This window comes from Aurantibacter crassamenti (genome assembly GCF_016811105.1).
In the GTDB taxonomy this organism is placed as follows: domain Bacteria; phylum Bacteroidota; class Bacteroidia; order Flavobacteriales; family Flavobacteriaceae; genus Aurantibacter_A; species Aurantibacter_A crassamenti.
Genome location: NZ_JAFBGM010000001.1, coordinates 1,354,100 through 1,378,497 on the forward strand (window position 1 = coordinate 1,354,100; position 24,398 = coordinate 1,378,497).

Annotated in this window: 12 protein-coding genes; 2 read left to right on the forward strand and 10 right to left on the reverse strand. The window is 35.1% G+C overall.

Translation table 11 applies throughout. The features are described 5' to 3' along the window. Window positions 1–69 precede the first annotated feature (69 nt). Window positions 70–999: a DUF58 domain-containing protein gene (locus JQC67_RS05625; protein WP_203251868.1), complete on the forward strand. Its 930-nt coding sequence runs from the start codon at window positions 70–72 to the stop codon at window positions 997–999. 216 nt (window positions 1,000–1,215) lie between these two features. Then, the gene (locus JQC67_RS05630; protein ID WP_203251869.1) at window positions 1,216–4,074 is read left to right on the forward strand and encodes a ThuA domain-containing protein; all 2,859 of its coding nucleotides are present in this window, start codon (window positions 1,216–1,218) and stop codon (window positions 4,072–4,074) included. 90 nt (window positions 4,075–4,164) lie between these two features. Here the strand turns inward: JQC67_RS05630 and JQC67_RS05635 are convergent, their stop codons facing one another. The 10 genes from JQC67_RS05635 to JQC67_RS05680 form a co-directional block, all read right to left on the reverse strand. After that, window positions 4,165–8,217 (reverse strand): hybrid sensor histidine kinase/response regulator transcription factor, encoded by a 4,053-nt coding sequence (locus JQC67_RS05635; RefSeq protein ID WP_203251870.1) that lies wholly within the window; start codon window positions 8,215–8,217, stop codon window positions 4,165–4,167. Between the two features lie 91 nt (window positions 8,218–8,308). Continuing rightward, a complete protein-coding gene (locus JQC67_RS05640) occupies window positions 8,309–10,639 on the reverse strand; it encodes a GH92 family glycosyl hydrolase (RefSeq protein WP_203251871.1) in 2,331 nt (776 codons plus the stop codon). 283 nt (window positions 10,640–10,922) lie between these two features. Next, window positions 10,923–12,596 carry a RagB/SusD family nutrient uptake outer membrane protein gene (locus JQC67_RS05645; RefSeq protein WP_203251872.1) on the reverse strand — a complete coding sequence of 558 codons (1,674 nt, stop codon included), beginning with the start codon at window positions 12,594–12,596 and terminating at the stop codon, window positions 10,923–10,925. 17 nt (window positions 12,597–12,613) lie between these two features. Beyond that, window positions 12,614–15,682 (reverse strand): SusC/RagA family TonB-linked outer membrane protein, encoded by a 3,069-nt coding sequence (locus JQC67_RS05650; RefSeq protein WP_203251873.1) that lies wholly within the window; start codon window positions 15,680–15,682, stop codon window positions 12,614–12,616. Window positions 15,683–15,997: 315 nt separating this feature from the next. After that, entirely contained in the window at window positions 15,998–17,254 is a 1,257-nt protein-coding gene (locus JQC67_RS05655) for a bile acid:sodium symporter family protein (protein WP_203251874.1), read from the reverse strand. Window positions 17,255–17,263: 9 nt separating this feature from the next. Next, entirely contained in the window at window positions 17,264–17,929 is a 666-nt protein-coding gene (locus JQC67_RS05660) for an aspartate/glutamate racemase family protein (RefSeq protein ID WP_203251875.1), read from the reverse strand. Further along, entirely contained in the window at window positions 17,926–19,311 is a 1,386-nt protein-coding gene (locus tag JQC67_RS05665) for a four-carbon acid sugar kinase family protein (RefSeq protein WP_203251876.1), read from the reverse strand. The genes JQC67_RS05660 and JQC67_RS05665 overlap by 4 nt, the downstream gene beginning before the upstream one ends. After that, complete coding sequence (locus tag JQC67_RS05670) at window positions 19,308–20,552, reverse strand: ribulose-bisphosphate carboxylase large subunit family protein (protein ID WP_203251877.1); 1,245 nt, start codon at window positions 20,550–20,552, stop codon at window positions 19,308–19,310. The genes JQC67_RS05665 and JQC67_RS05670 overlap by 4 nt, the downstream gene beginning before the upstream one ends. A 25-nt stretch (window positions 20,553–20,577) precedes the next feature. Then, complete coding sequence (locus JQC67_RS05675; protein ID WP_203251878.1) at window positions 20,578–22,596, reverse strand: aceric acid hydrolase; 2,019 nt, start codon at window positions 22,594–22,596, stop codon at window positions 20,578–20,580. 248 nt (window positions 22,597–22,844) lie between these two features. Continuing rightward, window positions 22,845–24,386: a RagB/SusD family nutrient uptake outer membrane protein gene (locus JQC67_RS05680; RefSeq protein WP_203251879.1), complete on the reverse strand. Its 1,542-nt coding sequence runs from the start codon at window positions 24,384–24,386 to the stop codon at window positions 22,845–22,847. Window positions 24,387–24,398 lie beyond the last annotated feature (12 nt).

The window sequence follows — 24,398 nt, forward strand, 5'->3', positions numbered from 1 at the left end:
TATGAATTTCTCTCAGATAATTCTACCCTAATAGTAATGTTGTAAAATGCTCTTTCTTATCTTAGAGGTATGAATCTACAATCCGAATTAAACAAAGCAACTTTATTTCAAAACTTAGAGCTTTTGGCTAATCAAGTAGTTGAAGGTTTTATAAGTGGAATTCATAAGAGTCCGTTTCATGGATTTTCAGCAGAATTTGCGGAACATAAAATTTATAATTCGGGGGAAAGTACAAAGCATATTGATTGGAAACTTTTTGCTAAAACAGATAAGCTTTATACCAAGCGATATGAAGAGGAGACGAATTTAAGATGTCATATGATATTAGACAATTCGGCATCGATGTATTTTCCTAAAGTTGAAAAACTTGGTGTAGAAAATTTGAATAAAATAGGTTTCGGCGTATTAGCAATTGCTGCCTTAATGAATGTGCTTAAACGGCAACGAGATGCTGTTGGTTTGAGTGTTTATTCTGACGGTTATAATTATTATTCTGCGGAAAAAGGTAGTGAGCGTCATCATCAAATGTTATTGGCTAAATTAAATGAGATTAGTCTTGATGCGTCACCTTCTAAGCAAACAGCCACCTATGATAATTTGCATTTAATTGCCGAAAAAATAAAACGCAGAAGTCTCATATTTTTATTTACTGATATGTTTCAAACCACTGTAGATGACGATAAGATTTTTGAAGCTCTACGGCATTTAAAGTATAATAAACATGAAGTAGTACTCTTTCATCTGCTAGATAATGAAAAAGAAATTAATTTTAATTTCGAGAATACTCCCAAACGGTTTATTGATGTAGAAACAGGTGAGCATATTGATTTATATGCTGAATCTGTTAAAGATGTTTATGAAAAAAACGTAGAAGCATATTTTGATAAGCTTAAACTTAAATGTGCGCAATACCGTATTAAGTATGTTGGTGTCGATGTGCGGTCTGATTTTTCAAAAGTGCTAAATACCTTTATGGTGGAGCGTCAAAAATTTGGATAATTCTAAGGTTCCTCTCATATTGACGGGTTAATTTTATCTCAAAAAAGTAAATCACTATTTTTTTTCATTATAAAAGTGTCTTGCGGTACTATAAACACTGTAGGTGAAGTGGTTTAAATATTTAATTTAAAGGTTCTTATGTTTTTTTTATTTCCATATTAAATATTTTCGTTCTAATTTTGTTTTACCCAAAGAATTGAACTTAATTATTTTAGTATGAAAAATGCACTTTTAAAGTATACTATGGCACTTGCCATATTTTGTTTGTGTCAAATTGTTGTTGCACAAGAAATTCCTTTAGAACAAGATAGTATTGTTGAATTTGAAGCACCGAATGTGCTCTCATTAGTATTGGTAAATGCGGATACAGATGAAGATATAGCTGAAATTTCCGAAGGATCAGTTTTTATTCTTGAAGAAATTGGCACTACAAATTTAAATGTTAGAGCAGAAGTTGATTCATTGACTGAAAGTGTTGTGTTTGACTACCAGTTAGTGAAAAATTATCATACTGAAAATCTACCCCTATATGCTATTGGTGCAAATGACGATGATGACTACCGTCCGTGGACACCTGAATTAGGAGCTAATACCTTAACAGCAACAGCTTTTGATCAAGATGGAGGTACGGGTAGATCTGGTAATTTTTTAACGGTAAATTTTGAGATACTTGAAAGAGCACTTGTGGTTATTCCTGCTTTTGAAATGCGAATTAATAGTGGTGGGCCTGCTGTTGTATTAAATGATTCAATACAATTTATTGCGGATACTTTATTTGTTGGAAGTAGTAAGCCATATGCAAATAATAACATCTTGGATGTTCTTGAAACCACACAAGATTCAATTTATAAAACTGAGCGAACATCAAGTAATAGTCTAAAGGCTTTTGGTTATACGATTCCAGTAATTAATGGAGAATATGAAATAAGATTACATTTTGCGGAGATTTATTGGGGTGCAACTCGAGGTGGTACTGCAGGTTTAGGAAAACGTGTTTTTAACGCAACAATAGAGGGAGAAGAGGTAATTACGGATTTTGATATAAGTGCCGAAGCTGTTCCAATGTCTGCGCTTATTAAAACGTTCACAGCAACGGTTATAGATAGTGTGTTAAATATTGATTTTGGAGCAACAGTAAATCAGCCAAAAATTTCGGCTATAGAAATATTTCGTGAAGAAACAGTTGTTTCTCCAAAGGATTGTGTTTGGAGTGAACTTACAAATTCTACATATAGTAAAGAGGATGCGCAGCGTGTTAAAGTAGAAAATAAATTATTTGTTTTTACAGGCGTTTTATCAGATTCAATTCCCTCATCTGTAACTGAGGTGTACGATACCGCTACTGATACATGGTCAATTGGTGCCCCAATGCCAACTGCAGTTTCAGATATGGCAGCTGTAACTGTAAATGACGAAATTTGGCTTATTGCAGGTATTAAAAACGATTCGCTTGCTATTACAACAAATTTGGTGCAGGTATATAATACGATTACGAATACGTGGTCTGTAGGGCCACAATTACCTAGTGCTCGTTCAGCAGGTGCAGCCGCTTTTGAAAATGATAAAATTCATTATTTCGGAGGGTTAATGTCTGATGGGGTGACTAATTTAGATGAGCATCTTGTTTTAGATATAAGTGATATTACTGCTGGGTGGCAAATTGCTTCTAATCTGCCGAATCCTAGAAGCCATATAAGTGCAGCTGTTGTTGATGGGAAAATCTATGCTTTAGGTGGTCAAAATGTACTTACAGATAGTGTGCAAAACCACAATTTTTTAGATGAATATAATCCTGTTAGTGATGCCTGGATTCGAAAAGCAGACTTACCCGCCGCTCGTTCAAATTTTCAAACGGGAACAATAGTTCATAATAATAAAATAATTATAGTTGGTGGAAACAGAGAAGACCTAGTTCATAATGATATTTCAGAATATGATGTTGCAACTGATGTTTGGTCACAACGTTGTAAGTTGCCTTTGCAGATAGTAGCACCTATTGCCGAAGTATTTGGTGATAAATTAATAGTGGTTAACGGAACAAGTACAATTTCTACGGCTATTGAACCAGAAGTGGTAATTGAAGAAGAACAAGAAGTTAGTATTTTGGTATATCATGAGACGGGGGGGTATAGGCATTCTTCAATACAGGCTGGTATTGATATGGTTAATGAATTCGGAAAAGATAATGATTGGGTGGTTGCTGATTCGCAAACAAGTGATGTCTTCACAGTTGAAAATTTGGCCAATTATGATGTTGTGATTTGGATGAGCACCACAGGAGAAAATATTCTAACCCCTTCAGAAGAGAAGGCATTCGAGTCTTTTATTCAGAACGGTGGCGGTTATGTTGGGGTGCATTCAGCAACAGATACGTATAGGAATGGAAGTTGGTCATGGTATAATGATTTGGTAGGGGCAATTGTACAGGTTTCACCGTACCATACCTCAAGTAATTTCAGTGGAATAATTGATGTGGTTGGTGAACATGCTTCTGTTGCCCATTTGGGTGCGAATGAATGGAATAAGAATGATGAATATTACTATTGGGAGCGTAATGGCGGTTATTTATATAATGGAAATATAGATTTATTGCAAGTACGTTCAACTGGCGCAAATAGCTATGACGCCGCTAGACCAGTTACATGGTATAAAGAGTATGATGGTGGACGTTCTTTTTATACAGCATTAGGACATAGTTCTAAAGATTTTAAAAGTGATGTTAACTTTAGAACCATGATGAAAGAGGCTATACTTTGGGCGGCTCAAGGCGGTGAACTTGTAGTGGAAGAAGAAGTGCAAGAGGAAACGGATTTGGCTGATACAGCGACTGAAAATAGTACTATTGTACTATATCCGAATCCGGTGATTGATGTTTTGAATGTTGATCCAGAAGTATTACCATTAGCAACTATTGGAATGGTCAATATTTTTGGAATGGATGGGAATTTTATGAAACGAAAAAAGGTAAGTAATACAGATTATCAAATCGATTTAAGTGATTTGCCTTCTGGTTATTATATAGCATTGGTACAAATAGGTGCTACTTCAGAACGCCATCTTATCTATAAGCAATAGATTGTTTGTGCTGTTTATTTAGAAGTACTAAGTTAAAAGACCTCAATGTAAATTGAGGTCTTTTAGTTTGTGTGAATATGTAATTCTTAATTATTTAATCAAGTGACTAGGTGGGTAGCCAAATTGTTTTTTAAAACATCGGCTAAAGTAAAGGGGGTCATTGAAGCCAATATAATCTGTAACTTCAGATACATTGTATTTTTTAGTTTTTAATAATTGTGCTGATTTTTTAAGGCGAATTGTTCTGATAAATTCATTGGGCGCAAGGTCAGTTAATTCTTTAATTTTTCGATATAACTTGGAAGAACTCATACCGAGTTCAGCGCATAAAAATCCTGAATTAAGCTCTAAATTGCCAATATTTTCTTCAATTAATCTATTGATATTTAGCATAAATTCTTCATCAATAGGTGAATGCGTTAGTACTTTAACATTACTTTCAATATCAGCCGAGAACTTTCTTTTTAGCGCAGTTCTTGATTTTATAATATTGTCTATACGCGTTTTTAATAATGAGGGGTCAAAGGGTTTTACAAGATATGCGTCCGCTCCAGAATTATAACCTTTTATTTTATCATCGCTTTCAGCCAACGCGGTTAATAAGATGACCGGAATATGACTTATTGAAGCATCATTTTTTAGTTTATTGCAAAATTCCAAACCGTTCATTACAGGCATCATTATATCTGCAACACAAACTATTGGTTTTATTTGGCTACAAATTTGAAGTGCCTTTTGACCATTTTCTGCCTCAAAGACTTTGTAATAATCGGATAAAAAGTCAACCAAGTAATTTCTTAATTCTGTATTATCTTCAATAATTAAAATACGCTCTTTAATTTCTGTACTTTGAATTATTTTTTTGGCGGTTATTAATTGTGGAGATTCTTCGAACTCTTGATTTTTCTCATATTCAAAAACCTCATTGTCTTGATAATTATTTCGGTCAATTGGTATTTTAACAATGAAAACACTGCCTTGATCTGTTGTGCTCTGTACGGTTATTGAACCTTTATGAAGTTCTACAAGGGCATTAACTAATGATAAGCCAATACCGGATCCTGTGTTATTCTCTTTGCTGTTTTTTGCTTGATAAAAACGGTTGAATATTTTTTCTTGACTAGCTAAAGGAATACCAATTCCGTTGTCACTCACTTCTAATTCTAAGAATGTTTGATTTTCAAATGTGTTCATAGAAAGAAAAACATCTACATTACCATATTTGTGTGTGAACTTAAACGCATTAGACAATAGGTTGTAAAGTATTTTGTCATATTTATCACAATCTAGATAGCCTTCTAATTTTTTATTTTCAGAGATAAAGTTGAATTGAATTTTTTTGTTCTCTGCCAATTCTTGAAAAGAATCATAGGTCACTTTTGTACGTGCTAAAATATCTGTTTTTGAGACCTTAAGATTCAGTTCGTCTGCTTGTGATTTTCTAAAATCTAGTACTTGGTTTACCAGGTTTAGAAGTCTGTTTGCATTTCGATTGATGAGCTCAAATTTCGAATTTTGAAAGGTGTTGTTGGTTTCTCGTCCTTCTTCAATTAACTGTTTTACAGGTCCTAGTATAAGTGTTAACGGTGTTCTCAGTTCGTGCGAGATATTGGTAAAGAATCGAATTTTTTCATTGCTTAATTTTTCATCTCGTTCACGCTTTACCTTTTCCATCAGTAATTGTTCTTTCAGCCTAATTCTAATTTTTATTTGCCTTCTAACTAAATAGAAAATTACTGCTAGCAATAGTAATAGTAATGCGAATGCTTTATAAGTAAGCCAGAATGGCGGTGAAATCTTAATATCATAAGAAGCAGTTTCGCTCCAAACACCATTACTGTTCATTGCTTTTACTTTAAAAATGTAATCGCCAAAAAATAGATTTGTGTATTGTACAGTACGTTGTTTAACATCAACAGTATTCCATGTTTCATCAAAACCCTCTAAGATGTAACTGTACTTATTAAAACGTTCATTAATATATGAGGGACTAGAAAAAGTAAAAGCGAAGTTTTTATTCTCATTATTTAATTCAAGCAATCGACTTTTATTAATGTCTTCTTGAAGTATTTGTTGGCCATTTAAACGGCTGCCTATTTCAATTTCTTTATTCTGAATTCTAATGTTGGTTATTATAGGTGGTGGCGCATAATTATTATCCAGTAAAGCCTGTGGTGAAAATGATATGATACCATTTTTTCCTCCTAAGAAAACATTATTATCATCTGAATAATAAAACCCACTTAAGCTAAATACGTCTAATCGATTACCACTGTTGGTATGGTATGTTTTTACAGTTTTTGAAGCGGTATTATAACGAGCAACTTGGTTGTTGTTAACATTTAACCAAAGGTCTCCTTTAGTGTCGGCAAATAAATCTGTGATCCATTTGTTTTGTAATTCTAAGGGTACTTCAGTGGCGGTAAAATTATCATTTTGTCTATCAAAATAATTTAAACCGTTTCTAGTGGCAGCCCATATGTTTCCTTCAGGATCAATTGTTAAGTCACTTACATTACTATGCGATAAACCGATATTCTTATCTGGGTTAGTTTCGTATGTTTTGGTTTGTTCTGAAAATGGGTCGTATAGATATACTCCGGCTTGTGTTGCAAACCAAATTTTGTCAATGCCGTCTACAATTATTTTATTTATTTCATTGTCTACGATAGTGGTTCCTGCAAATTCAAAGTTTTCAAATGAATTCATATGTACTGCTAAAACACCTTCGCCATGAGATCCAATTAGCAGTTTATTTTCTCCAATTTTAGCAATTGCTAAAACAGGTGATTTTTGAAAACCAACATTGTGTTTTTTAGATGTGTTTTTTGCGTAGTCGTAGACCAATACCTCTCCGTTCCAGAGGCCGCAATAGAACGTTTGGCCATCAAATGAATAAATACTTGCAATATCTTTTTGCTTGTTGTAGAGAGGCGCATAATGGCCGTTTTGATATATAAATAGTCCGTTATGCCTTGTGGCAACAATTATTTTATCATCATAAGTCTTTGCAAAGCCTCGAATTCGTGGAATTTGATTTTGAATATATTTTGAAATTTCTTTGTTGGTTTTGAATTGGTTTTCAAACGGGTCATATTTATCTAAACCATCTTCAGTGCCAATCCATAATACTCCTGAAGCATCAAAGTATAAAGAAGAGACAAGATCATCTACTAGAGAATTATCATCCGATAGTTCAGAATAGTGTAAAGTGAATTCTTGTTTAGCAATATTTTCAAGCGATTCAGTAACTAGAATTCCACCTAAAGTGCCAAGCCAATATTTACCATCTGAAGCTTGTGCAATTGACGTTATATGGGGGCCAATTTTATCTCTCATTGAAACATCTTCAATGAATAGATTTTCGAATTTGTTACTAGCAGTGTTTAACTTATAAAGGCCTTCTCGAGTACCTATAAATATATCTGCGCTGTTATTCTCATAAATAAAATTCACATAGGGGTTAAGTTCGGATGAATTGGGAATGGTTAAATTGAATTCTACTTTTGATATAATATTTCCTTGTTCGTCTAAAGTAATTTTTGCAATTCCGTTATCCTTGTAACTGCCTATCCAAATTTGACCCTTAGAATCTTCAAATATATCTTTGATGTAATAAAATTCAGGTAAATCAATTTTTTCAAATGTGTTCAGCTTAGGGTAATAAACAAAAACTCCCTTATTTTTTGTGCCCACCCAAACTCGTTTGAATCGATCAACATGAACAGAACGTATTTCATGATCTTGTATGCTGTTAGGGTTGGCTTGGTTTGGCAAAAAAGTTTTAAAAGTATTGGTCGTCATATCAAACCTAGTAAGCCCATTACGTGTACCTATCCATAACGTATTTGTTTCAGTATCTAGTTCTAATGCTGTAATATCATCATTTTGTATAGCATTTGAAGTTTCTGATGAAGTTGTGTAACTTTTAAATTCGAACCCATCAAAACGGTTGAGTCCTGAAAAGGTTCCTAGCCATAAGAAGCCATTTTCATCTTGTATGATATGGCGCACCGCGTTATGAGAAAGTCCGTCATTATCTGTGTAATGCTCAAATTTGATATTTTGCGCATGAAGTTGAATACCAATAAATAGCAGCGGTATACTTAGAAAAATATATTTTAAAACGCGCTTATATTGCATTTTACAATTTACAGTTTTATAACCAAACGTATCTTGATATTATATTTGATTGCAGATTCTATTCAATTTTAGATGGAAAATCAATCTCCGTTTATTTTATTACGCTTTCTGAAGACATATGTAGCTCCAATGTTCCACCATTGATAAGTTGATTGTGATTTAAATAAAATTCTTCTAATGGCTTATTATCCCATTTCATTTTACTGAGAAAAACATTTTTACTACTATTATTTATGGTATTAATTTGAATTGAATCACCAGTGTAATAATCTTTATTAAGTTGTATAGTAGCGCGGTCAAAAATAGGGCTACCTAATTCGTATTTCGTATTTTCTTCGGTGCCACCGTTCATCTGAAAAAGTCCGATTTTTAATAATACAGCCAAGCTTCCCATAAGACCTTGGTCTTCATCTCCATTGTAACCTGTAGCAGTGCCTAGTCCGCTAAATGCTTTGTCAACAACCTTTCTAGACCAATATTGAGTTAAATCAGGCCGGTCTAATTTGTTGAAAACATATGCTGTCTGCATTGATGGTTGATTGCCATAGTTAATAGGTATTTCACGATATTCTGGGTGCAATTCTTGCGAATGTGAACTACCAGCAGTAAATCCTAATTTTTCAGCTTTTTCAAATTGAGTATTTAATTTCTCAACAGCTTTTTCTTTTCCGCCCATCAAATTTGCCAATCCTTCAATATTATGAGGTACAAACCATGTAGATTGAGCTCCGTTCGATTCTATAAAACCATGTTCATGCTCGTATGGGCTGTAATTGTCTGACCAATTACCATTAACATCTTTTGGATGCATCCAGCCAATTTTTGTGTCAAATACATTTTTATAATTGTTAGATCGATTAGTGAAATAGTCATAATCTTCACTGTGGCCTAATTTTTTTGCCAATTGCGCTAAGGTCCAATCTTGGTAGGCATATTCCATGGTAAGACTAGCACCATCTTGATGGCCGCCGAATTTACCTTCAGGTATTGGGTGTGGTACATAACCATCTTTTATATAATATTTGAGTCCACCACCTAGTGCAGTATTGTGCTCGTAACCAGCTTTTTCCATGATGCCTCCAGGCATATGATTCTTTTTCAATGCTTGGTATATTTCTTCTAAATTATCTTTAATAATTCCTTTTTGTATGGCGCTTACAATAAATGGAGTAGACGAAGACCCCGTCATCACGTAGGTATAATTGCCACCAGAAGGGCCACGAGGAATTAAGCCCCCATCTTTATAATATTGCATAAGGGAATGCACAAATTCATCCATTATTTCAGGGTAAACTAATCCCCAAAGAGTGTTTATAGTCCATTGAGCGCCCCAAAATGAATCCGAATTGTAATGATTAAACTTTGGTTTTCCTGCAGCATCAAGTGGTAACTGGCCAATTCTGAAGCTGTCACCTGTATTATCTGGGTATGCACCATTTACGTCACTTATAACTCTTCGCCCTTGCAAAGCATGCCATAAATCGGTGTAGAATCTTCTTTGTGCTTTTTCATCACCACCTTCAATTGTAATTCTACCTAACATTGCATTCCACTCCTTTTTTGAGTCAGAAACTATTTGGTTAAAATCCCAATCGGGTAGTTCAGTTTGCTTATTGTTCGTAGCATTTTCAATTGAGGTGTATGAAATGCTTACTTTCATTAATACTGATTCGTTTTTATTGGCAAGAGAAACTAAGTAATTTCCTGTTTCTGAATCTTTTTCAACTGCTGTTATTTCAGTGTTTAAATCGATACTAAAAAACAACTTTATTGACTTAGGTCTTCGATGTGTTGGCGCGATAACTAATTCACCCGTAAGGCTATTGTCACTTGTTTTATTTAATTGCCCTTCTAAATTAGCATTAGGGCCTAACATGCCATTTAAATTAAAAAGTACTGCTGCATTTTTATCTTTTGGGAAGTTGTACTTATGAAGGCCTACGCGTTTGGTACTTGTAAGTTCTGCGGTTATTCCATAGCGATCTAATTCAACATAATGATACCCCGGAGAAACCTTTTCCGTTTCATGACTGAACTTTGATTTATAATCTTTAAAGATTTCAGCTTTATTTTCTTCGGATGTTGTAACAGGTAGTACAGAAAGTCCGGAAAGTTGCCAGGCATGAATGTGGCTAAAACCTTGAATTGTATCTACTTTGTAACGGTATCCACTTCCCCATGCACCATCAACTTCAGTGTCTGGACTCAAATTAACCATGCCAAATGGGCGGCTGGCTGATGAGAAGAAAAACCATCTAGAGTTTTCCGAATCTAATTGCGGATATACTTTGTCAACAGGGCTATCCATTGCAGCTTCATTAATAGGCTCTGCGTTTGAATTAGTTTCTTTACAAGAACTATAAAATGATAAAATTACTGCTGCGAGAATTATTTTGAAAAAGGAATTTGCGGTCGGTTTCATTCGAGTACTTATGATTTTACTTCTTTAATTTTCTTTAGCGACTTCAGTTATTTAAAAAATTAGTAAGCCGTTTTTGGGTCTTTATTTCACTTCTATTACTATACTAATCACTTCTTAGAGAAAGTGGTTTAGAATTTAAAGAGTTAGAAGGTAAATATAATCATTAGCTCTAATAGTTGTTTTGATTGTTAAATATGCTGTACTTCTTTTAAATTAAAATGGACAGATTTTAAATAATCTGCCCATTTCAGAAAACATACTAACTCAACTAGTACTATGAATCTTAGTATCCTGGGTTTTGTTCTATATTATTATTAGATAATATAATTTCAGTTGCAGGAATTGGTCTTAATAAGTGAACTGATGGATCAAAAGCACCATGATCAATTACATGTGGATTATAAAGATTAATGCGCTCTTGAAGTTGTCCTGTACGCTTTAAATCATACCATCTATTTGTTTCTCCGGCAAGTTCTAACGCTCTTTCATTTAAAATATCATCTATAGTTACAGTTGGGTATTGATTAGCAATACCTGTTGCACGTTCTCTAACTATATTGACATGTGCTGCTGCTTGTGCTGGACTACCTGCACCAAGATATGCTTCAGCTGCAATTAAATGCGATTCAGCAATTCTAAATACAAAAGTATCTCTGTAGCCACCTTCTGCTTCATCAAAGCCGACATCATCAAATTTTTTGAAAATTGGGAAGTTGGCAAAAACGGTATTATTAGTATATTGGTAATTTACCCCAGATACATTTACAGGTGATTCATTGTAATAGTATTGATCTGGTTGGTACACAAAGTAATTATCTAATTTTTCAGCCAATTTATCTGCTGTAAGCGCTTGCTTTGGAAAGTAAATAACTGTGTCACCAACTGCAATGTTATCAGTGCCAACCGTGTCAATTGCATCTGCTAGCAAAGCTCTATAGAAAGTAGCATCATCTCTAGTGTCGTTTTCATCAAATAATGAATAGAAAAATTCAGTTGGCATAACGCTTCCTTCACGAAAACCGTAAGGGTTTTGTCTAGTCATACCTGGTAGCTCATTAACACTAAACATTAATGTAGAATGTTTGGTATTGTTTCTGTCTTCGTAATCACCACCTGCACCGTACTGAATGGCAAATAGAATTTCATCATTTACCTGATTGTCATAATCAAAAACCTGAGCATATGTTTGCGACTTGATGTCATAACCACCAATTGCACTTTCTGCCAATGCTGCTGCTTGATTAAAATCGCCTGTATCACCAAATGCTGTGTAACCTCTTGTTAAATAAACTTTAGCTAACAAGTGTTGTGCCGCTCTTATTGAAAATCTTCCTGTTTCGGGACTAGCTTCTAATGCAGGAATTGCTTCTTCTAAATCAGTGATAATTTGCGCATAGGTTTCTTGTTCTGAGGATCTAAAGTATTCAGAACTTATGCCTTCTATCTCATCTGAAATTAAAACAACGCCGCCAAATTCTTGAACCAAGTTAAAGTAAGCCATAGCACGTAGCGCTTTTGCCTGTGCCATGCCGTTATCTCTAGCTGCTGTGTTTGAAGGGGTCCAAACAATTTCGTTAGCAAATCTGTTTAAAACGATGTTAGCTTTACTAATAACATTATAATTGTTCTTCCAAACATTAGCAAAACTTCCGTTGCTACTATTCAGGTTTAAATAAACATTTAAAGCATTTAAGTCTGTACTTAAATTTCCTTGAGTAGTGAAAATATCGGTACCCAACATTGTATGGTCATAGCCTGCGTCTTTGTATTTGTATACATTACGTAGTGCGCTGTACGTACCAACAACTAATCTGTCTGCATTGTCTTCAGTAATAAAATCTTCACCAGTTAGATTGGTATAATTTACTTCCTCAATATATTTATTACAGGAATAGGTGGTGACAGCTAGTGTTGCAACTAAAAGCAACCGCCCTATATTTTTTTTATATGTATTCATTTTCTTAAATTTTATTATTAGAATGCTAATTTTAAACCGATCAATGTAGTTCTAGTTTGAAAGCTCATATCATATGAGTTTTGCAATCCAGTTTCTGGGTCCGGTCCGTTAAAATCTGAAAACGTAAATGGGTTTTGTACATCAACCGATAGCCTAGCACTAGTCATTTTAAGTTTGTCTAAAACACTATCTGGAAAATTATAACCCATTCCGATATTGCCAATTTTAACAAAAGACATATCCTCGAAAAAATACTCACCTACGGTTGGGCCGATGCCAGGTAGTGGGTTTTCAGCATTTGGCGTATCTGGTGTCCAGTAAGAGGTATCTATTTTATTAAATCTTGTTTCACCGTTTGTATCATGATGTTGATGAAATTCTGAGTGCCCAAATACCCCTTGTCTCGTGTACATCATAACTGACATATCGATGTTTTTGTATTTAAAGGTATTCGTCATACCACCTGTCCAATCTGGTGCGGTTGTCCCAATTACTACTTTGTCATTAGCAGCATCAAGAGTACCGTCATTATTTTGATCTTTAAATTTATACTCACCCGGCACAGCATTGTAAACTGCAGCTTCTGCAGCTTCATCAATTTGCCAAATACCAAGTTTTTCATAAGAATATATTGCATCAGAAGGTTGCCCAACAATTAATGCGCTGTGTCTACCAAAAACTTGTAAATCTAAATCGCCTTCTAATTTTAAAATCTCATTTTTGTTTTTGGCGAAATTTATATTGGTATTCCAGCTAAAGTTATCCGTTTGAATATTCTTGGTGTTTAAGGTAAATTCAACCCCACTATTTTTCATAGAACCAAAGTTTCCAACAGCACTCTCATATCCAGTTAAGTTTAATAGGTTTCTTGAGAAAATAGCACCTTCGGTAGTTTTGTCATACAGTTCTAAAGAGAAATTAACTCTGTTGTTTAGCATGCCAAAATCAAGACCTAAATTTATTTCATCTGAAACCTCCCACGTTAATTCAGGGTTAGACAGGCCATTTACTACATTACCATTGGTTAAGTCATCACCAAATAAATAGTTTGCGTTATTTAAAAATGCAAAAGATTTGTATGGAGATACCGTATTGTAGTTTCCTGATCTACCATAACTTAATCTGAATTTTAGGTTAGTTAGCCAATCAGCATTCTGCAAAAATTGTTCTTCACTTGCACGCCATGCAAAAGCCGCCGATGGAAAGAAATTCCATTTGTTGCCTTCTGCAAGTTTAGAAGCTCCGTCATACCTTCCTGTAAAAGTGAATAGGTATTTGTCATTGATATTATAGTTTAAACGACCTGCAACTGATGCAGTTGTTTCTTTTTCATAATATGAACTGTATTCACGTACATCTGTACCTGCACTCGTATTATAGAAACCATGAAAATCAGGAACATTTCTAGTTTCAATATTGTTGCCCTCTAACTGATTTGAGTAGACAGAAGCAATTAAAGTAGCACCTAATTTTTGTTTCTCGGTGATATTAAAATTGAAATCAGCTGTATTATCCCAGGTGTAAGAGTTTCTTAAATCAACACCGTAATATGCTCTTGTTCTAGAAGGGTCATTTCTTGCAGACTTGGTAAGTAAGCCTCTATGTTCTCCATTTCTTGATGATGTTAAATTTGGCGAGAAAGTAGTTTTTAAATTTAACCAATCACTAGCCTCATACTGCACATAGAAATTTGAGATTACATTTAATATTCTTTGGTTAACCTTCCATGCACCGTTTACTTCATAGTATGGATTTACGAAACGTTGGTCTTCATTATCAGGATAAAATATTAATTCACCATTATCTTCATAAGGATCTGCAGTTACAGGCAATCTATAAGCACTTCTAAAAAGTTCTCTACTACCTCTTTCTTGTTCAGAATATGATAAATAAGCTCTTAAACCAATTGTGAATCGATTCATTTTTTTAGATAACGATGTCGATGCAGTATAACGTTCATATGCTTGGTCATTACCTACAACACCTTCATCTTTTAAATAGCCTATTGAACCACTATATACTAATCCATTTTGCCCACCTGACATAGACACTGTGTGACTTGACTGAATTGCAGTTCTTGTGATATAATCTATCCAATCAAAATAATTTCCATTTGCAAGATTGTCTGTTTCTCCATTATCGAAAAACGCTTGGTTTCTATTGATTGAATAATTATTAAAGTCGGCTGCAGTTGGATTCGGAGTAGAACTGTTAAGCCATTCTGCTTTCCATTGTTCCGCTCGTAAATTATTATCGATAAATGCTACATATTCATCACCAGTCATTGTATCTGCAAGGTTGGTAGCAGTGGTTACACCAAATGAGGCATCATAAGAAAATTGAGTTTTGCCTTCAATTCCATTTTTGGTTGTAATAATTACAACACCGTTTGCACCTCTTGATCCATAAATTGCAGTTGCAGAGGCATCCTTTAAGATATCCATTTGCTTAATGTCAGCAGGGTTTAATATGTTGATATTATCTAAAAAGATTCCGTCAACAACATATAATGGTCTCGATAAATCTTCAGTTACATCATCACTTTGTCCATCTGCATTTGCTTGATTACTGTTGGTAATTACTGTATTACCTCTAATTCTAATAGATAAAGGAGATCCTGGTTTAGAGTTTAGTCTTCTGACATCAACACCAGCAACTGTACCACGAACAGCTTGACCAAGATCGGTTTTGCGTTGTTCTGTTAATTGTTCTGAACCAATTGAAGCAACTGCCCCAGTTAAATCGGTTTTCTTTACAGATCCATATCCAATAACTACAACTTCTTCTAAGCTTGTTGAAGATTCACCAAGTTGAATGTTGTAATTAGAAGAACCATCTAATTGTATTTCTTTAGTTTCATACCCTATGTAAGAAACTACTAATGTTTTGCCATCATTTATTGAGATGGTAAAATTTCCGTCAAAATCAGATACAACACCGTTGGTTGTTCCTTTTTCAATTACGCTGGCGCCTGGTAGAGGTGTGTTGGCTTCATCAAGAACAACACCGGTAATTTGTGTTTGCGCCCATGAAACAGATGAAACACCTATGGCTAGGAGTGCCATTAAAAGTTTGAGTTTTTTCATTTTCTTTAAGTTGATTATAAGTTTTGTCAAACCTAATCTGACTTAAATCTTTTGAAATGGACATTTGCTTCAAAAACATGGACAATTTTGTCAATATGTTAATTTTAGGGGCTTTTAGCGTTGTAGTTGATAATTGTTCTAAAAATAGTAATGTTCAGTACTGGTAATTATTTAGAATGATATTTTGAATTCGTCGGCAATTTACGCGCCGAAATGATTCATAATTTTAACAATTAAAAAGTGGCCATGTTTTTTTAATATAGGAAACCGAGTTTGTTTTATTGAAATTGTGTTTATCCCTTTTTGTAGACAGAATTACCTATTATCCTTCTTTCGCCAATAATTTGCCAACAAGGATCCTGATATATTCATCCAAGGACTAAAAACCGCTGCGGCTAATCCAAGCGTTGCTAGTTTACCCATGGCTCCTGCCAAACCGGATGCCATGCCCCCGTTTTGTAAACCTACTTCAAACGCAATGGTTTGACTTTGTTTTTTATTTAAACCACTTACTCTACTTAACCAATATCCTAAGAAATATCCAAAACCATTGTGTAAAACAGCGGCAACAAACAGCAGAGCGCCAATTTCAATTAAATTATCTCTTCCAGCTGCTGTGGTTACCAAGGTAAAATATACAATACCAAACATAGAGAGGTAGGGCATGAACTTGTCTAAATTAGGTAGCGTTTTATAAAGCAGATTATATAAATAGCCTGCAACTAATGATCCACATATGAAGTTTGTTATTTCGAATGCAGAACTAAGGGAACTTGATTCTAATAATGCTGAGGCATTTCTAAAAATGAATGCTATGAGTAGCCATATGCCTGCTATTGCAGCCGAAAAGGTGATTAATTTTCTTGTTTTGGCTCCATAATTTTTTAAAATATCATGTATCATTGCTGCAAACAATGGCACTAAAACAATTTTAACTATTTGCATCATCATATTAAGAAAGTCTATCTCAATAAATGTCCCTGCAAATAGTTTCATTAAAAAAGTCGTCATTATTGGGGCCGTTAAGGTAGAAATGGCGGTTACTGTTACGGATAAAACTAAATCACCTTTAGCGATATAGGTCATAACATTTGACGCCAAACCGCTACTACATGAGCCAATTAATACAATACCTGCCGCTATCTCTGCATCGAACCCAAATGTTTTGGCAATAATAAAACCTATTACTGGCATAATGGTGAACTGGCCTATTAAAGCAATTAATACACCCTTTCCCGATTTACGGATACCTATAAAGTCTTTGATACTCATTTGGGTTCCCATACCGAACATTACCAATTGTATAATGATGAGAATTAACCATTTGTTTCGCAAATCAATACCACCCATATTTAAAAAGAAATTGGGAAGTAACATTCCTGCAATTACTGCGGTGATTATCCAGAAGGTATATTGATAACCTGCTAAAGATTTTATATGTCCAACCCCAATAGCTAAACTTGAGAAGCCTAAAATTAAGGCTGCTTTCCAGAGTGTTTCAATTTCCTGTAAAGCGCCAAAACCAGAGATTGCAAATAATAGTAAGGCAGCCCAAAGAAAGTACTTCTGCATAAGTCAGTCCTATTTTAGGTGTGTTTCTGCAAGTTTTTTCATCGCAATGGCAGGGCTTGCCAAAATAGGAATAGACTTTTCATCTTCTGTTAAGGTGTCTACAACACGAGCCATAGATGCCTGAGCTAGAACAATAACATCTACTTCTTTTATTAATGATTTTAGTGCAGTTGCAACCGTTTCATCATGTTTTGCAGCATCTCCACTCATTAGAGCTTCAAAAGCACCTTCGCATAAAATTGATGTAATTGTTACCTTTTTTCCAGCAGCTTCAGCTCTTCTTTTTACCAAATCACTAGTAGGTCCAAGAGTAGTGGGTAAGGTAGCTATTACTCCAATTTTATCACTTATTTGTACAGCTTCATCCGCCATAGCCTGATCCACTCTTATAACAGGAATGTTACATAATGTTGCTGCAGTTTCTATGGCTGAACCAATAGATGAGCAAGTGGCTAAAATTACATCTGCACCAGCTGCCTCAGCTGCTTGAATATGATTAACGACTCTTGCGGCTGTATTTGGAGTTAGTTCTCCTTTTTTTATGACATCTTTAATAATACTATCATCAGCAATATTGAACGTGTCTACATCTGATAAATACTCGTTTGTTAATTGCTGAAATAAAGGCACTAATGTTGCCGAGGTATGTACAAATCCTAATGTTCTTTTCTTCATAATTTTTTCCCTTTAAAAACTTTTAAAAAATAATCTTGGGTGCCTACTTGCCCCCCTTTGAAATTTAATTCTAATCCATCTATTTTTAAATCATCTGAAGTAGCTTTGCATAGTGGTGCGCCTGGTGCCAAAGGCGCAATCATCTGTAAAGCTGTTATGTTCAATTCTGAAGCCGCGTAGCTCGATGTGTCACCGCCAGCAAAAAGAATTCTCTTCAACTTTGTTTCGAATATCACCTTTTTTGCAATCTGGCCTAAGATGCGTCCGTACATTTTGCTACATGCTTTTTGTATGTCATCTTTTTCTAAACCTTGCTTTTTAAAATATAATTCTGTTTCTGCTATTCGCGAATCATTCGGCCCAATACTAGTGTGAAGAATACAACTTTTACCATTATTTAAATTCGCAATTAATTGATTGGCTGTTGCTTCAATTATTTTGGCATGATACTCTTGATTAACCGCATCACTGGTAAGAGAAACTTCTTCAAATCCATTATCCAAAGCATAAGTTATTTGATTAGCTGTCACAGGCGAGCAGCTACCTGATAAGACCAAAATGGGGCCTGCTTCGCCTAGCGTTTTAAAAGAAGCATTTGTTTCTATTATATTTTGAGATTTCCATGCTAAGCCTAGTGCCATTTCTATGCCAGATGACCCAACTGAAAACAAAGTTTGCTCTTTTGCTAATTCATTAAGGGCAGTACCAATAGTGCTTAAATGTGAATTATTTAATCCGTCAAAGAATAGAATTTCTGTTTGTTTGTTTTTTGAAACAGCATCGAGAATTGCATCAGAACCATTCTCAATAGTATTTATATTGACGAGTTTAATAGATTTAGAAGTTTGCTTGGCTAAATGTAATGTTAAGTCTGATTCATCAGCCGGTGTAACTGGATGATTACTCATAGAAGGATGTCTATCAATGCGATAAATTTCACCATCTCCTATAGTCCCCATTTTAGCAAATAGATTTCCGAAAATGCAGTACCTACCTAAATGCGGAGCTGCAGGTAAAACCATTACCGTTTTTTGATTAAATACGGTGCTACCTATTTCTATAGCTTTACCAATATTTCCAACATGTGGTGCAGAATCAAATGTTGAGCATACTTTGTAGTGAAAGTGCATCGGATTCAAACGTTTTATGTTTTCAAAAGAAGGCGTGAGTTCATCTTCCATTTCTGAGGGTGACATTGACCGGCTTTTTCCTGCTAATCCAATTGCTTGTATACCTGGAAATCGATCTAAATCTTTTGGTTCTGGTGTTCTAAGAAAAAGAGCGGTTTTTACCCTAGCAAGGGTCAAAAATTCCAAAGCATCTGTAGAACCGGTAAAGTCATCGCCGTAGAATAATAGTAATAATGGTTTCTTTAGATTCATTGTTTTGAAAATTTATGAACCGAAGCCTTAAATTCAGCAGATTTTTGTGCAACTTCTTCAATAGATAAACCTTCTACAGCACCTTTCCAGGCGTGCTTTAAAGCAGTTACTCCTGATTCAGGCCCCATTGGATGTGCCAAAATTCCACCGCCAGCCATATAGAGCAAATCGGTAGTTTGTGTTCTTTTATAGGTCTCAAATGCCTGCCCACCCCATTGGCCAGAAGATACTACTGGAGCTATTTCATAACCACCTAAAAATGGCTTTAGGCAACTTTTAATTGAAGTAACAACCGAGGCATCAGACTCCCAAAATTTATTTTCAATTCCATTTACGTGCAGTTGGTCTACCCCAATTAAGCGTTGAATTTTTTGGTATGCCGGAAATTCGATTCCCAATAATGGATGTCTGTTTAACATGCCCCATCCATTCCGATGGCCATGTATAACCAATTTGCCTTGGTCACAAATTTTCTTAGTACCAGCTAACCCAACACTGTTAATACTAACCATGGCGCAACTACCTTTTTCTTGCACAATTAAGTCGTACTTGCGTTGCATCTCATCAATTTCGTCACTGATGTTAAATGCATACATAACTTTTTTACCCGTGCGCTGCTCATTTTCTCTGATGACTTTCATAATTGCCTTAACTCTATCATCAAAAAAAGAATTTGCTGAAGACCCCATCAATTCATCATCCTTAATAAAATCGATTCCAGCAGCAATCAAAGATTTTACGAGTGTAACAGTATCTTCAACAGATAAGCCAATACTAGGTTTTATAATAGTTCCGATGATGGGTCTTGCTGTTACATTACAAGATTTTTTAGAACCTTTAATGCCAAATTTTGGGCCCTTGTAATGTTCTTTAAATGAATCTGGAAGCTCCATATCCATTAATTTTAGCCCAGTAAATTGACTAATTTCATATAAGTTACCTTGAAGTGTGCTGATTAAAACGGGCAGATTATAACCGAAATTTTCAACAGACCAACTCACTTTTACCTTAGCTCGTTGGTATGCTTTATTTGGAATAACATTGCCTGGAATAGAGGGTTCAGGGGTACTATCTAATAATTGAATATCTTCTACTCTTGCTGCAAAACGTTCTTTTAATTCGGCTGTTTCTCCGGGCACATTAACAAAGGTTCCTGAAGATTGCTCACCTGCCAATACAGCTGCTGCTTTTTCAACATCATAGGGTGTTTCGATATAATATTCTGCTAAAATTCTTTCCATCAATCTTGTGATAATTAGTTCTCAATCAATGACCCATCCATACGGTCATTTCTTTTTGCGAACGATTTCCCCAACTATAATACGGTACCAATGTTATGTCAACTGCTTCATTTGATTTTGAAATTGGTTGATATAATTTGTTAGTCCAATCGTCACTTTGAACAAAAGCTTTTGCAGAAATACCAACGATATTTCTATTGCTAATATTGATGGTTTTAGTAGTAAACTCAGAATCTACATCTAATAAAATTTTATTGATGTCTACGGATGTTGAAATGTCTTCAGACTCTAAACAATAAACTATAGGTCCGCGTTTTACAGCTATTTGATTTTTGGTTTCTTCTACTAACGGATTTGCCTGCATTAATTGAACAGGCATTGGAATATTGAGTTCAATAGTGTCACCTTTTTTCCATTTTCTATTCAGTTTTGAATAGCTTCCAGTAACTATTGATGCTTCAATATTTTCATTGTTAACATTTATGGTTGCGCCTTCGCTCCAACCTGGTATTCTTAAGTTAAAAGCAAACGCTTTCTTAGGTGCTTTTACAATTTTTAAAACAACCTTACCATCCCACGGATAATTAGTTTGTTGTTCAATTTCTATTGTCTCACCATTTAGGGTTTTAGATTTTAAGGTGTTGCTTCCATATAAATTTACATAAAGCCCTTCATCGGAAAGATTGTAGGCGTAATTACCAACCTGTGCCATTGTGCGGGTAACATTAGGGGCGCAGCAATTTGATTTGGAAATATAACCTTCACGAAAATCTCCCCAGCGTTGTTCAAAAGGAAGTTTTTCAGAAACATTTAGTGGATTGTTATAACAGAATTCATCTCCATCAAGGCTAATGCCGGATAGTACACTATTATATAAAGCCAGTTCAACAATGTCGGCATACTTAGCATCGGCGGTGAGCTGTAGCATTCTCCAATTCCACAATACGTTTCCGATATTGGCACAGGTTTCAGTATGTGCAGTAGCATTGGGTAACTGGAAGGGTCGGCCATAAGCTTGGTGTACTTTCTGAACGATTGATGGTTTGTAAACCGTTCCGTCTGGTGACACCCCATCATATAATGAACCGCAGGCACCTGTTATGTACATCTTTCTATACGCTACATCTTCCCAAATAGATTTTAGATTGTTCAGTAAAATTTCTTCGCCAGTTTCAGCATATAAATCAGCAATACCTGCATAGAGATAATTGGCTCTAACGGCATGCCCCATAGCTGAGGTTTGTTCTCTAAAGGGAATTCTATCTTGGTTGTCATCTGTACCATCATTGGTAGTGCCTCTAATATCAATAAGATTATTAGCTAATTCTAAGTAGCGTGGATCGTTTGTGGTGCGGTACATTTCTACAACTCCCATATAATGTGATGGGCATATCGCATTACGGGCCAATTCAGGTGATGCTTTTTTATAAAAATCATATAAAAAATCAGCCACTCCTTTTGCTATATTTAAAAAATTATCCTTTCCCGTAGCTCTATAATGTACGCATGCTGCGGTCATTAAATGACCCATATTATATTTTTCAAAACCAAGTTGTTTTGCCAATTGCTCTGGACTCATATTACCCGAACGTTCGCCAATTAAAACAGGTGTGTTTATATAGCCATCTTTGCGTTGCACTTCTGCGAACAATGCAATTGCAATATCCATTTCTTTATCGAGTTCTGGATCTTTTGTTATGGCATACGCAGTGGCCATGCCTTCAAGTATTTTGTAGAAATCACCATCATGAAAAGATGGCCCTTTATGTTTGCCTTCCATTTGGCCAGCAGCAATTTTAAAATTTGCATAAGCGTGGGTTATAGAATCGTTTTGATATAAATTCCACATGTATGGCAAGGTGTTTTGGGTTTCAATATCAAACTGTTCTTTCCAAAAACCATTGGTCCATTTTACATCTTCAAGATTTACACTTTTTAGCTTTGAATAGGGGCTATTCGTATTTGCGACCAAGCCATTTTCTTGGGCAAAAACAAATGTGGTGCAAATCAATACTATAAAAGTAGCTGCTATGTATTTTATCATTGTTCTTTGTTTTTTAGTACTTAGGTTGCCTTTAAATTATGTATTTATTTGGTCATTAATATAACTTAAGTATAAAGTAGGTTTATTTTGTTTGTGGTAAATTTCTTAGTGTTAGAAAGATACGTCCGGATTTTGCTATATGCAATTCCGGACGTCCTTTCCAAACTAACTCAAAACAACTCTCTTTATAAAGAAAAATAGTAATGTGTGTGCTTACTAGTTTTCTTTTACATACTTCATTTTAACTTTTAATAACCCTCATTTTGAACCAATTCAGGATTTGAATCAAGTTCTGATTGCGGGAAGGGTAATTTGTAATTATTCTCTTTAAATACCATGGTATTGCCATTGGTTGTTGGTTTGCCATCTAAATTGGCTTGCGCAATTCTCCAACGTTTAATGTCAAAATATCGATGCCCTTCTAAAGCAAGTTCTACCCTTCTTTCATTTCTGATAAATTCGCGTAAAACACTTTGGTCGGCGTTAACTGTGCGATCAACAGCAGGCATGTCTACTCCTGTTCTACCACGTACTTCATCTAAAGCGTCATATACATTTCCATCAGGGCCAGTTGCTTCATTCTTGGCTTCAGCATACATCAAAAGAATGTCTGCGTATCGCAAATGCACAAAGTCATTGTCAGATTCAAATGCATCTTCAGAGGTTAATGGCATTGTACTAAGGTCAACGTATTTTTCCATGACAAAACCTGTGGTTGAAGAAAAAATAGGAACATGGTTAGGCCAAGATTCGTTAGGCAACTTTATCGTCATATCTAAACGCGGATCTCTATTTTCATAATTTTCTGAAGGTAGAGTCGTTGAACTTGGATCATCGCCATTTGACATTTGGTAGGCGTCAGCTAAATCTGCAAATGGTTGCAAATAATATTGCTGACCTAACTCAAGATACAAACCAGCCGGTACCGGATCAATTCTATGTACATCATTGGCGCTGTATTTAGTTGAAAAGAGAATCTCTCGCTTAACACTAGGGTTTGCTTGCCCTGCTTTTAAAAAGATATCATTATAACTATCAGCTATTTGAAATTTGCCACCATCAATTAATATTTTTAGAACATCAGCTGCTTCAGCCCATTTTTCTTGGGTCAATAAAACTTTACCCAATAATCCTTGAGCACTTCCTTTGACAGCATGGCCTGAATAAGCGGCGTCTGGTAAGGTTGCTATTGCAAAATTCAAATCATCTTCAATTAATTGATAAATATCAGCAGATGAACTTTTAGGAACAGACATTTCTTCTAAATTTTCGGGAAATTCAGTATAAAGCGGTGCTTCACCCCATAACTGAACTACATCAAAATAGGCCAATGCCCGTACAAACCGAACTTCAGCTTTATAAACATCTAATTCTGCTTCAGTAAGCAGCGGATCAACAAGAGCCTTATCTGCATTAGCAAGAAAATAGTTGCTTGCCGTTATTGCTTTATAGGGTTGTGAAAACATATTATTTAAAGCCCCGCCCGATGCAGCGCTAAGCGCACCTATGGTCATTTCATATAAATTGGCTTGCTCAAAATTTGGTAAAGCATTTGCAGCATTATCAGAAAGGCATTCAAAATAAACCCTTTCATAGCCTAAGTAATTGTCTGTTAAGGTGGCATAAACACCAGCTAATCCAGTAATTACATGATCTTCATTTTGCCAAAAAGTTTCGCTTGACAAACTATCTAACGGATTTTTCTCTAGAAAATCTTTATCACAAGAGAATGTGGTAACCACTAAGGCAGCACTAATTATCCATTTTGGTATATTATTATATTTTCTCATAATCATCATTTC